Origin of the sequence: Psychrobacillus sp. BM2, assembly GCF_048572895.1 — a bacterium.
GTDB lineage: Bacteria > Bacillota > Bacilli > Bacillales_A > Planococcaceae > Psychrobacillus.
The window spans coordinates 2,757,248-2,769,319 of sequence record NZ_CP183878.1; the positions used below are offsets into that span (position 1 = coordinate 2,757,248).

At 37.8% G+C, this 12,072-nt stretch carries 12 protein-coding genes, 1 pseudogene and 1 riboswitch; all 13 genes and pseudogenes read right to left on the reverse strand.

Translation table 11 applies throughout. The features are described from left to right. Window positions 1-9 precede the first annotated feature (9 nt). Window positions 10-444: a Fe-S cluster assembly sulfur transfer protein SufU gene (gene sufU, locus ACN6MX_RS13595; RefSeq protein WP_419959408.1), complete on the reverse strand. Its 435-nt coding sequence runs from the start codon at window positions 442-444 to the stop codon at window positions 10-12. Continuing rightward, window positions 434-1,666, reverse strand: coding sequence for a cysteine desulfurase (locus ACN6MX_RS13600; protein WP_419959409.1), 1,233 nt, complete (start codon window positions 1,664-1,666; stop codon window positions 434-436). The genes sufU and ACN6MX_RS13600 overlap by 11 nt, the downstream gene beginning before the upstream one ends. Continuing rightward, a complete protein-coding gene (sufD, locus tag ACN6MX_RS13605; RefSeq protein ID WP_419959410.1) occupies window positions 1,666-2,970 on the reverse strand; it encodes a Fe-S cluster assembly protein SufD in 1,305 nt (434 codons plus the stop codon). The genes ACN6MX_RS13600 and sufD overlap by 1 nt, the downstream gene beginning before the upstream one ends. 18 nt (window positions 2,971-2,988) lie before the next feature. Next, entirely contained in the window at window positions 2,989-3,768 is a 780-nt protein-coding gene (sufC, locus tag ACN6MX_RS13610) for a Fe-S cluster assembly ATPase SufC (protein ID WP_093537761.1), read from the reverse strand. Between the two features lie 539 nt (window positions 3,769-4,307). Then, window positions 4,308-5,412 (reverse strand): annotated as a pseudogene (locus ACN6MX_RS13615) (dicarboxylate/amino acid:cation symporter). A 105-nt stretch (window positions 5,413-5,517) separates the two neighbouring features. Next, window positions 5,518-6,468, reverse strand: coding sequence for a nuclease-related domain-containing protein (locus tag ACN6MX_RS13620; protein ID WP_419959411.1), 951 nt, complete (start codon window positions 6,466-6,468; stop codon window positions 5,518-5,520). An 826-nt stretch (window positions 6,469-7,294) separates the two neighbouring features. Beyond that, window positions 7,295-8,101, reverse strand: a complete 807-nt coding sequence (locus ACN6MX_RS13625; RefSeq protein ID WP_419959412.1) for a MetQ/NlpA family ABC transporter substrate-binding protein — start codon at window positions 8,099-8,101, stop codon at window positions 7,295-7,297. A gap of 63 nt (window positions 8,102-8,164) precedes the next feature. Next, window positions 8,165-8,833, reverse strand: coding sequence for a methionine ABC transporter permease (locus ACN6MX_RS13630; protein WP_419959413.1), 669 nt, complete (start codon window positions 8,831-8,833; stop codon window positions 8,165-8,167). Further along, complete coding sequence (locus ACN6MX_RS13635; protein WP_419959414.1) at window positions 8,826-9,851, reverse strand: methionine ABC transporter ATP-binding protein; 1,026 nt, start codon at window positions 9,849-9,851, stop codon at window positions 8,826-8,828. Before ACN6MX_RS13635 ends, ACN6MX_RS13630 begins: the two co-directional genes overlap by 8 nt. Before the next feature lie 204 nt (window positions 9,852-10,055). After that, window positions 10,056-10,160, reverse strand: a riboswitch (SAM riboswitch). A gap of 34 nt (window positions 10,161-10,194) precedes the next feature. Then, on the reverse strand, window positions 10,195-10,515 hold the full coding sequence (locus ACN6MX_RS13640; protein ID WP_419959415.1) for a thioredoxin family protein: 321 nt from the start codon (window positions 10,513-10,515) through the stop codon (window positions 10,195-10,197). Between the two features lie 11 nt (window positions 10,516-10,526). After that, a complete protein-coding gene (locus tag ACN6MX_RS13645) occupies window positions 10,527-10,877 on the reverse strand; it encodes a toprim domain-containing protein (protein WP_419959416.1) in 351 nt (116 codons plus the stop codon). Between the two features lie 74 nt (window positions 10,878-10,951). Beyond that, the gene (gene gcvH, locus ACN6MX_RS13650) at window positions 10,952-11,332 is read right to left on the reverse strand and encodes a glycine cleavage system protein GcvH (RefSeq protein WP_093537753.1); all 381 of its coding nucleotides are present in this window, start codon (window positions 11,330-11,332) and stop codon (window positions 10,952-10,954) included. Between the two features lie 73 nt (window positions 11,333-11,405). Beyond that, the gene (locus ACN6MX_RS13655) at window positions 11,406-11,768 is read right to left on the reverse strand and encodes an arsenate reductase family protein (RefSeq protein ID WP_419959417.1); all 363 of its coding nucleotides are present in this window, start codon (window positions 11,766-11,768) and stop codon (window positions 11,406-11,408) included. Window positions 11,769-12,072: the final 304 nt, after the last annotated feature.

Consider the following 12,072-nt stretch of genomic DNA (forward strand, 5'->3'; position numbering starts at 1 on the left):
GTTCGTCTGTTATTCTTTTTCTTCTGATACGCCTTTTTCCATTGCTTTCCACGCTAGTGTTGCACACTTAATACGTGCTGGAAACTGAGAAACACCACTTAATGATTCTATATCTTCCAGTTCAATAGAATCATCATAATCTTTCCCAAGCATCATTTCAGAAAAAGTACTAGAAAGTTGTAAAGCTTCCTCTACAGACTTTCCTTTAACTGCTTGTGTCATCATAGAGGCAGATGCCATAGAAATCGAGCATCCTTCTCCATCAAATTTCGCATTTTGAATTTTACCATCTTCCACTTGAAGTGTTAAATGGATGCGATCTCCACAAGTAGGGTTATTCATATCAATTGTCAAAGCGCCATCCTCGATACTACCTTTGTTACGAGGATTTTTATAATGATCCATAATGACACGGCGATAAAGTTGATCTAAATTAGAAGACATCGTTAAAATACTCCTTTGCTGAAAGCAATCCAGTAACTAGACGATCTAAATCCTCTTCTGAATTGTATATATAGAAACTAGCACGAGCAGTTGCCACACATTGCAACCATTTCATCAATGGTTGTGCACAGTGATGTCCTGCACGAACTGCAATTCCACTCATATCTAAAACTGTTGCAACATCATGTGGATGTACATCATCTAAATTGAATGTAACAATTCCTGCACGTTTCGCAGGATCGACAGGTCCATATATGGTTAACCCGTCAATTGTAGACATTCTTTCCATGGCGTAAGCAGCTAACTCATGTTCATGCTTTTCAATTTCATCTAAGCCAATTTCCTCTAAGAAATCAATTGCAGCTCCAAGACCAATGGCACCAGCAATTATTGGTGTTCCACCTTCGAATTTCCAAGGAAGTTCTTTCCACGTAGAATCATACAAACCTACGAAGTCAATCATTTCCCCACCAAACTCGACTGGCTCCATTTTATCCAATAAAGCTTCTTTACCGTATAGTACCCCTATTCCAGTTGGCCCACACATTTTGTGTCCAGAGAATGCAAGGAAGTCACAATCAAGTGCTTGAACATCTAATTTTAGATGTGGTGCAGCTTGAGCACCATCAACTACCATTACAGCTCCATGTTCATGTGCAATTTGCGTAATTTCTTTAATCGGATTCATGGTTCCTAAGACGTTCGATACATAAACGATTGACACAATTTTAGTTCGGTTAGTAATAGTTTCTCTAACCTTCTCTAAAGAAAGTGTACCATCAGCTTCTAAATCAATATATTTTAATACGGCACCTGTTCTCTTAGCAAGTTGCTGCCAAGGAATAATATTGGAATGGTGCTCCATATGCGTAATAACAATTTCATCGCCCTCTTTTAGGTTAGCTTGGCCGTAGCTCTGTGCCACCATATTGATAGCGGTTGTTGTACCACGAGTAAAAATAACTTCTTTAGTAGACTTAGCATTAATAAATTTTCGAACCTTTTCACGTGCTCCTTCGTAACTATCCGTCGCTCGGTTACCCAGCGTATGAACACCACGATGCACATTTGCGTTTTCAAATTCATAATACTTTTTGATAGCTTCTATTACTTGAATTGGTTTTTGAGAAGTAGCTCCATTGTCTAAATATACTAATGGGTGACCGTTAATCTCTTGGTCTAAAATCGGAAAATAGCTTCGAATCTCTTTAGTATTGAGCATTAGCGAACTTTCCTTTCAATAACCTCCGTCAGTTGCTTCTTCACGCCTTCTATCGGTAATTCGTTTACGACAGGAGCAAGGAATCCATGAATTACTAGACGCTCTGCTTCATGTTGAGAAATACCACGGCTCATTAAATAGTACAACTGAAGTGGATCTACTCGGCCAACTGATGCTGCGTGACCTGCTGTTACATCATCTTCATCGATTAAAAGAATAGGGTTTGCATCTCCACGTGCTTTTTCGCTAAGCATTAAAACACGAGATTCTTGCTCTGCGTTAGATTTAGTAGCACCATACTCAATTTTACCAATACCATTGAAAATAGATGATGCTTCATCTTTCATAACGCCGTGCTTAAGAATGTGACCTTCTGTATGTTTACCCCAATGAATTACTTTTGTTGTAAAGTTTTGCTTCTGTTTACCACGACCTACAACAACCATTTTTACACGGCCTTCTGAATTGTCACCAACTAAATGTGTTGTGTTTTCAGAAATAGTATCACTATCATTCATCATACCAAGAGCCCACTCAAGAACTGCATCACGACTTGTTACACCACGACGATTAACGTATGTTGTAAATCCTTCTGCTAGAACATCAACTGTTCCAAATGTAACTCTTGAATTGTCTTTGGCAATGACTTCCGTCACGATATTAGCTAATCCTTCTGCATGATCCACAGTAGATAAGTAGTTCTCTACATATGTTACAGAACTATTTTCATCAGCTACCAGTAAAGTGTGATTGAAAAGAGAAGCTGTTTTATCATCATGTAAGTAAATAACTTGAATTGGTTCTTCGATTATTACATTTTTAGGTACGTATAAGAATACACCACCGTTTAATAATGCAGCATGAAGTGCAGTTAGTTTATGTTCTGTTACTTTGACACCGTCGGTCATAAAGTATTGTTGAACAAGTGCTGAATGCTCACGAACTGCAGTGTATATATCTGTTAAAATAACACCTTTTGCTTTTAGCTCTTCTGATAATGAAAGAAAAGCAGGTGTATTATTATGTTGAATGTAAATGTTTTGTTGCTCTGCATTTACAACAGCCTTCACTTCTTCAGGTAATTCTGCTAAAGATGTAAATTTGCTGCTCTCTACAGTATGAACTGGAAATTCAGTGAAATTCCAATTAGTAATTTTTGTTTTATCTGGTGTTGGCATCGGAAGTGTTTCAAGTTCACCAAAAGCTTTAAGACGAAGTTCTGTCATCCAGCTTGGTTCTTGCTTACCTTCTGAAAAGGAGCGGATATCTTGCTCGGTTAATGCCAATTTCGTTTCAACCGTCATGCTTATTCGACTCCTTTCTTATGCTTCTTGTCCAACTGTTTCGTCTTCAATTCCTAATTCTTCTTTAATCCATTCATAGCCTTCTGCTTCTAGTCTTTGAGCAAGCTCAGGTCCACCAGATTTAACTACGCGACCTTGCATCATTACATGAACATGATCAGGTGTGATGTAGTTAAGAAGACGTTGATAGTGAGTGATTACTAAGCTACCGAATCCTTCACCGCGCATTTGGTTGATCCCTTTAGAAACAACTTTTAAAGCATCGATATCAAGACCAGAGTCAATTTCATCTAAAATAGCGAATTTTGGTTGTAACATCATTAATTGAAGAATTTCATTACGTTTTTTCTCTCCGCCTGAGAATCCTTCATTCAAATAACGTTGCGCCATATCTAAATCCATTTCTAAAAATTCCATTTTGCTATCAAGCTCACGGATGAATTTCATCAATGAGATTTCATCGCCTTCTTCGCGACGTGAATTGATCGCTGAACGTAGGAAATCTGCATTTGTTACTCCCGTGATTTCACTTGGATATTGCATTGCTAGGAATAGACCTGCTTGCGCACGTTCATCTACTTCCATTGCTAATACATCTTCTCCGTCCAATTCAATTGAACCAGATGTAACTTCATATTTTGGATGACCCATAATAGCAGAAGCTAGTGTAGATTTACCTGTACCATTTGGACCCATTACTGCGTGAATTTCGTTCGTATTAATTGTTAAATTAACACCTTTTAAAATTTCTTTACCGTCTATTGCAACGTGTAAATCTTTAATAGCTAAAGTCGACATTTAATAACCTCCATTAAGTAAATACGAATGTATAATCATTCTAATTTATTATCATTCTAATCTTAACTCAAACGAAGGTACCTTGCAAATCTTTTGAAGCATATTCTATTTATTATTGTAGAATATACAGATTTCCTGTTTTCTCTTGACTTTTTACTAAACTATTAGGTAAATAGTATTCTCTCTTTATTTTCAATAAGAATCGACTAATTGAGAATCGATTTCACTATGAAGCTAGTGAAAACAAAAGAATCCACGGAGAAATTTCTCCATGGATTCTTGTATATTATCCTCTAAATGCCTGCGCATCAATTTTCGCTGCCAATTGCATACACTTTTCATGATCTTCTTGTCGTTTGTTTTCAACTTGCAATCTTAATTCCTGACTTTGTCTCAATTCATCGTACCCAAAACCATGTACTCCTCTAAATGCGTGGTCCATCTGTTCTGTATAAGGTAAATCGTCCGAACTGATAATGAATCATTCCTCTCTATTTTTAGTTCATCACTTATATACCCACCTAATTGGAACTTAAACATTAAATTTTAGAAAATTTGTCTACGATGATTGCAAGTGCTCCGTCTCCAGTTACATTTGTCGCATTCTGAAACTGTCCTGTGCAATATAAAGCGCGATCATCAATCCTATCATTGCCCCGTTAAATCCAAGCATTGTTTCCAGTAATCCAAAGCGCTGCCATAACCGCTCCACCTGGAACTCCAGGAGTTGCAATCATAGTTACTCCAAGCATAAAGATAAACGGTATGAATGTAGTTAACATGATATCTTGTCCATTAATAAGTAACACGCCGATTGAACAAGACACAAGGGTAATCGTACTCCCTGATAAATGAATTGTTGCAAATAAGGGAATCGTAAAGTAAGTAACTTTAGCAGAAGCACCAGTTTTCTGTGCCTGTTTTAGCGTCACTGGAATAGTTGCTGCTGATGGCTGTGTACCTAAAGCTGTAAAGTAAGCTGGAGACATTGTTTTTAATAGTTTCAAAGGATTTTTTCCTGTTAACGTGCATGCCGTAGTGTATTGTAACAAAAGCATTAAATGATGCAAAAGGATAATCATGATAAATACGATGCCAAAAACAGATAAGACCTTTGCAACTTGACCACCGTACGCCATATTCATAAATATTCCAAAAATATGTATCGGTGATAATGGAATAATAATATAGGAAATTACCTTCTCAATAATCTCACTAAACTCTTCAAATGCATTTTGCAACGTGTTTCCTTTCAACTTCGAAATTCCATTTCCCATGATGAATGAGAAAACTAATGCTGTCATTATATCCATCATTGGAGGTATCGGCATTTCAAATAAGCCCCCGAGTAAAAAAATCCTCGGGATTTTCTAACTCCACACTCTCTTTACCACCGATAAGCTTTAGTAGCAGATTTGAAGCAACAAAAAACGCAATAAAACCAGCTACTAGTGTAGATAAATAAGCAACAGCGGTAGAAATTCTTAGTAATCTCCCAGAGCCCTGCCCCGGCTTAGCTATACCCAGAACGATAAAGCTAATAATTATGAATGGCACAATAAAACCTAAAAACGCACTAAAAATACTATTAAAAGTAGCCAAATTCGCTACCACTATTCGCGGCAATAAACCAAACCTTTTCACGAAGTGTCCTTCTCATATGTACAAATGTATTATTAATAATATTTTTACACTTTAGCACACTCACTTATTAAAGTGAATAGAGAAATTAGTATACATAATATTCTATTAACGACAGGGGAGTTTATAAAATGTGGCAGCACTATTTCCAGACTTTATTAAAAGTGAGCTTGATAGTATTCTTTTCGCTTCATGCCTATTATTTAATAACAGAAATTCTCTGCATTCTTTATTTGTAATAGTTTCTTTGCAAAGCGAAAAATAAGTGGAAATCGCTTTATGATGTGCATCCGAATTAGTCTTTTTACAAGCAGGACAATACCAAGTACGGATTATTTTCTGCATTCCAATAAAACCGCAGCATTCACATTTTACTCCGAGTTTTAAATCTTCAAATGGAATTGAAAAATGATCGATAAGGGGAATTATTGGAGATGAAGAGGGTCTACTCAGTAGAATTTCTTTTATTTTCTCCATTTGTTCGTTACTTAGAGTTGAATTATGTTTGGGAAGACTTCGGAGGTAGGAACGTATTTCATTTCTATATATTATTTTAACGGTGTTAACTGACTGTGTGATAAAACTATTCCGAGAAGCAAATATTACTACACCATGAATAGGAACTGACATATTGTACCGTCGGAAGAACTGAGAGAGTTGATACTTATATTCACTCAACTGGTTGGCTGGGCAAGGGTATTTATTTAGCTTTCCATCCTCCTTGCGTTGGATAAGTTGAGATGGATTTGTCGAAAACTCTAATTCGCCAATAATGTTTTTCACTTCAAGGATAACGGCTCCATATGGGGTTATTATTAAGAAATCTAATTCAAACGCATATTCTGCAAAGAGAAACATTTTGTGAAAAATATAGCATTCATAAGGTAGCTTCGTTTGTTCTAACTCTTTGTAAACAATCTTTTCTCCATAATCTCCCGCTTTAATAGCGCCTATTTCTTTGGATATCCTTGCATATTGTGGATGTTGCGGAGAAAGCCTTTCCAACAAGTCCGACATCCCTGTTATATATTTGGATGGGGAATAAGGTTTAATTATCAAATTTTCATCACCTCTCCAATAGAATAGCATGAATAATTAGTTTTTTATAGATTATATTTTTTATAGTATTTTTTTAAAGAATACTTGGCCGCAGGTATACGCTCCTTTTTGAGTTCAGCTTTGGGCTTATAGGGTTCTTGCTCGGGCGCTTGGCTTACTGGCGCGAGCGCATAAAGCTCTTCCCTGGGCGTTCCACAATCCCCCGGGCGCATAGGGTTCTTGCTCGGACGCTTGGCTTGCTGGCGCGAGCGCATAAAGCCCTTCCCTGAGCGTTCCACAATCCCACGGGCGCATAGGGTTCTTGCTCGGGCGCATGGCTTACTGGCGCGAGCGCATAAAGCTCTTCCCTGGGCGTTCCACAATCCCCCGGGCGCATAGGGTTCTTGCTCGGGCACTTGGCTGGCTGGCGCGAGCGCATAAGTCTCTTTACTGGGCGTTCGGCAGATCCCCGGACGCATAGGGTTCTTGCTCGGACGCTCGGCTTACTGGCGCGAGCGCATAAAGCTCTTCCCTGGGCGTTCCACAATCTCTCGGGCGCATAGGGTTCTTGCTCGGGCACTTGGCTGGCTGGCGCGAGCGCATAAAGCTCTTCCCTGGGCGTTCCATAATCCCCCGGGCGCATAGGGTTCTTGCTCGGGCACTTGGCTTACTGACGAGAGCGCATAAAGCTCTTCCCTGGGCGTTCCACAATCTCCCGGGCGCATAGGGTTCTTGCTAGGGCGCTTCGCTTACTCACGCGAGCGCATGGGTTCCTTTCCTGTATGTATCCAATTCACGGCACAAAAAAACAGACATCCCCGGATGCCTGTTTCAACAAATCACACAATTATTTTACTGGTACTACTGATCCGCCCCACTCGCTTAATATGAAGTCTTGGATTTCTTTAGATTTCAATGCTTCTACTAATGCTTTAATCTCTTTATTGTCTTCATCACCAGATTTTACTGCAATGATATTTACATACGGAGATTCATCAGCTTCTTCAATCGCAATAGAGTCTTCTAATGGATTGATACCAGCGTCGATTGCGTAGTTAGAGTTGATCAAAACTGCATCGCCTTCTTCATTTTCATATAACTGAACCATTAGAGCTGATTCATAGTTAGCGTCAAATTCAAGGTTTTTAGGATTTTCAACGATGTCTTTAACTTCAGCTTTTGTTTTGTCAACATCTTCTGCCAATTTAATAAGACCTTTAGCTTCTAACATAGCAAGGATACGTCCGTGGTCGGCAACAGAGTTACTCATTAGGATTGTTGCACCTTCTGGAAGCTCTTCTATTGAACCGTATTTTTTAGAGTATAAACCGATTGGTTCGATATGTATTTCACCAGCGTTAGCAAAATCATAACCAAAATCAGCTTTTTGTGCTTCAAAGTAAGGGATATGTTGGAAATAGTTCGCATCCAAATCACCTGAGTCTAAATCTTTGTTAGGTAATACATAATCTTGATATGATTCTATAACAAGTTCAATTCCTTGTTCTTCAAGAATAGGTTTTACTTCTTCTAATATAACTGCATGAGGTGTGTTTGATGCACCTACTACAAGTTTGCTACTTTCATCTTCTCCACATGCTGCAAGTGTTAATGCACTTACTGACAATAAAGCCCCGGCTAATAACTTCTTCATTTTCAAATCTCTCCCTTTTTATCCTATAACTTCTATGTGATCGAGTACACTCGTTAACACCAATTATCGTTTATCTATCTTTGTAGTAATTACATCGCCTATCCACTGGATGATAAATACCATGATTAATATTAATATCGTAGCAACAAATGTTACATCTGTTCTACCTCTTTGGAATCCATCCAAGAAAGCTAATGTTCCTAGTCCACCAGCCCCGATGATACCTGCCATCGCCGTATACCCAACTAGTGAAATAGCAGTAACCGTAATCCCTGATACTAAAGCGGGCATGGATTCTGGCAATAAAACCTTCCATATTATAGTAGAAGTTTTAGCTCCCATCGATTTTGCCGCTTCTAGCACTCCTTTATCAATCTCTCGAAGAGCTATCAAAACCATACGAGCGTAAAATGGAGCAGCTCCGATAACTAAAGCAGGAAATGCCGCATTTGGTCCACGCATAGTACCGACCAAAAACTTCGTTAATGGTATCAATAAAATAATCAAAATAATAAAAGGAATCGAACGGAATATATTTACGAATGCTCCTGTTAACCAATTAGCTAATTTGTTCGCCCACGCCTGATGGGGACTAGTTAAGAAAAGTAAAAGGCCGAGTACTAGGCCAATTATTGCAGTTAGAATAGTTGATACTGCAGTCATATATAGTGTTTCAAGTGTTGCTTCCCACATTTTAGGCCAATCAACATTTGGAAATAAATTATTAATCATTGTTGATCACCTCTGTATTTACTTTTTGTTCATGTATATAGCGAATCGCCTCATCCACGAGTAGCGCATCTCCTTCTAATTGAAGGATTAGTGTGCCGAATGCGCCATTTTGGGTATGCGAAATATTACCTTGAACAATATTTACTTCTAAATCAAATTGCTTAATAAGTCTTGATAATATTGGCTGCTCCGTTTGCTCACCAACGAATACTAACTTGATCAGCTTGCCATTTGGATAAAGCTCTTTTAAATGCTGTATGGTTTGTATGGCTTTACTTGAATCATTGATCTGAGAAACAAAACGCTTAGTTATAGGTTGTTGTGGATTTTGGAATACATCTAGTACTTTTCCTTCTTCTACTACATGCCCTTTTTCCATTACCGCAACGCGACCGCATATCTTTTGTATGACTTGCATCTCATGGGTTATCAGTACAATAGTAAGGCCTAACTTTTCATTGATACTAACTAATAGGTCTAAAATTGAATCGGTTGTTTCTGGATCTAATGCCGAGGTTGCTTCATCACATAGAAGAACTTCTGGACGATTGGCTAATGCGCGCGCAATTCCGACACGCTGTTTTTGTCCACCGGATAGTTGAGAAGGATAATAATTTTCTCGCCCTTCTAGACCAACCAAATCAATAAGTTCCTTTACTCTTGAAGAACGCTGACCAGGTGGTACACCAGCTATTTCTAAAGGAAACGCGATATTTTCCGCAACTGTTCTCGACCATAACAGATTAAAATGTTGGAAAATCATACTTACTTTTTGTCTAACCTGACGAAGCTTCACTTCATTTATCTTGGTAATATCTTGATCATTCACTATAATTTGTCCAGAAGTTGGTTGTTCTAATCCATTTAATAAACGAATCAGTGTACTCTTACCTGCACCACTGTATCCAATAATGCCAAAGATTTCACCTTTCTTTATGTCAAGATTCACCTCTTCAACTGCAACGATTGTACCTTGTTTCGTGCTAAATTTTTTCGAAACATTATTTAAACTAATCATGGGAACCTTGCCACCTTTCTACGAAATGCTCTATCTATCTTAATGAAATATTGTATGAATTTTTATATCCGGCATTTTAAGACTTCTCAACCAGCCAGACAGTTTCACTGTAAATACATATACTTCCCATTTCTATCTAAAAAAGCCCTCCTGCAAAAGAGCAGAAGGGCTTAAAGTTATCCATTATAATAACATTCATCCATTCTCTCATTTCCCAAAGCATTTGCTTTGCGTGACTTGGCACCATTTCATTTACATGACGGTTGCCGGGCTTCAAAGGGCACTTCCCTCCACCTCTCTTAATAAGAGTAACACTATTAATTTGTCGGTATATCGAATGTTATCATACGATAACTTGGTCGTCAATACTTTTTATCGCATCTAATATAAATGGAACTGATTGAAAGGCATATATTTTTTTATATACCGTGCCACCTTTAGCTATTAATAGACATGGTACGCTTTCAATTTGATAATCCATTGCAAAATTCCCTAAGTAGTTAATATTTGCTTGGCCAATTGGAAAAGGCTTCATTTCTTGTACAACATGCATCATTTTACTAGCAACTTGGCATGTTCCACATAAAGGCGTATAAATATAAAAAACCGTAAGCTGACCACTGTTCTTATAGCTATTCCATTGTTCAAGTGTCCATTCATTCATATTACATCATCCTAAAATAGATATTCTCTTTTCACCTTTATATTAACACTTTTTAAAATGGAAGCCAAAACTTTAAACGGTGTAGTCGCTACTTCGCAGAACACTGGATTGGTATATAGATGAATTGCTTCAGGATATTCTTTTCTCACAACGGAGCGAATTTGCTCGCCAGATTTATCCGCATCTAAAAATGCATAAATCGGAATACCATCATAAGGACTTAAAATTTCTTCTAGCCTTACATTCGATATCGTTCCGTTTGTACAAATAATTTCTGTTGATTCATCAAGAAGTTTTAACAGCTTTAATTTATCAGATCTTCCCTCAACTAAAATTATCTTTTCACTAAAGACAATAGCCATTCAGCTTCTCTCCTAACTATGCCCTTTCCAATATTATATGAAAAAAACGCCGATATTAAGCGGCGTTTTCGTAATTATTCTGAAATTAATTCTTCGTATTTTTCTGGAGAAAGTAAACCATCCACTTCGGCTGCATCAGATGGTTCAATAACAATCATCCATGCATTTTCATAAGGGGATTCGTTAACATACTCAGGGCTATCTTCTAGTTCTGTATTTACCTCTACTACTTTACCGCTAATTGGTGCATACAGTTCAGAAACAGTTTTAACCGATTCAACACTTCCAAACGGATCTCCTGCTTTGATCTCATCTCCAACTTGTGGAAGTTCGACAAAAACGATATCTCCAAGTTCAGATTGTGCAAATTCAGTAATACCGATACGGACATTTCCGCCTTCAGTTTTTACCCATTCGTGCTCTGCTGAGTATTTTAAATCTTTAGGTGCGTTCATATATATACCCCTCTCCATTAATAATACATTCATCTACTATATTCACATATTTTAATAGTAAAAACAAGTGACTTTAAGAAGTCTTCCATACATCCTCAAACTGTTGCTCCTTGAAGCCTAGCGTTAATTTTTCACCGTCAAAAACAATTGGTCGTTTAATAAGCATTCCATCCGAAGCAAGTAAGGTTAATTGTTCTTCTTCTGACATTGTTGGAAGCTTGTCTTTTAGTCCAAGTTCGCGATATTTCATACCGGAAGTGTTAAAGAATTTTTTTAGTTCTAGTTCACTTACCTCAAACATTTTTTGAAGAGTTTCTTTCGTTGGGGGACTTTCAGCTATATGGTTGTCTATGTATTCTACCTCATTGTCCTTTAGCCATTTACTCGCTTTTCGACACGTTGTACATTTAGGATAGCCGTAATATTGAATAGTCATGTGGTACCACCTTTCTCCTATTATCATACATAATAGTCGAATGGATGGGCAATATTTTTGAACAATGAATATTTATACAATTTAGCTTTAAGAGTAAAAGCTCAAGAACCCTTCAAGATCAAAACCTGTTTCTATCTTTTACGGTGGGCTTTGGACAGAGTTGTTGCTATATTATTTCCGACTGTTTTTTAGATAGGGTGGTCATGACTGACGTCACGACCACCCTATCTTTTTCAGTAATCTTATGGCGTTTGTCTGTCCGCCGCACTCCTACAACTTTTAGAAACAGGTTTGAAATATTTTT

Coding starts and splice junctions, on each gene's coding strand:
- ACN6MX_RS13600 (WP_419959409.1), bottom strand. CDS start 1,666: ATGCTCAATACTAAAGAGATTCGAAGCTATTTTCCGATTTTAGACCAA.
- sufU (WP_419959408.1), bottom strand. CDS start 444: ATGTCTTCTAATTTAGATCAACTTTATCGCCGTGTCATTATGGATCAT.
- ACN6MX_RS13625 (WP_419959412.1), bottom strand. CDS start 8,101: ATGAAGAAGTTATTAGCCGGGGCTTTATTGTCAGTAAGTGCATTAACA.
- sufC (WP_093537761.1), bottom strand. CDS start 3,768: ATGTCGACTTTAGCTATTAAAGATTTACACGTTGCAATAGACGGTAAA.
- ACN6MX_RS13645 (WP_419959416.1), bottom strand. CDS start 10,877: ATGGCTATTGTCTTTAGTGAAAAGATAATTTTAGTTGAGGGAAGATCT.
- ACN6MX_RS13640 (WP_419959415.1), bottom strand. CDS start 10,515: ATGAATGAATGGACACTTGAACAATGGAATAGCTATAAGAACAGTGGT.
- ACN6MX_RS13635 (WP_419959414.1), bottom strand. CDS start 9,851: ATGATTAGTTTAAATAATGTTTCGAAAAAATTTAGCACGAAACAAGGT.
- ACN6MX_RS13655 (WP_419959417.1), bottom strand. CDS start 11,768: ATGACTATTCAATATTACGGCTATCCTAAATGTACAACGTGTCGAAAA.
- ACN6MX_RS13630 (WP_419959413.1), bottom strand. CDS start 8,833: ATGATTAATAATTTATTTCCAAATGTTGATTGGCCTAAAATGTGGGAA.
- gcvH (WP_093537753.1), bottom strand. CDS start 11,332: ATGAACGCACCTAAAGATTTAAAATACTCAGCAGAGCACGAATGGGTA.
- sufD (WP_419959410.1), bottom strand. CDS start 2,970: ATGACGGTTGAAACGAAATTGGCATTAACCGAGCAAGATATCCGCTCC.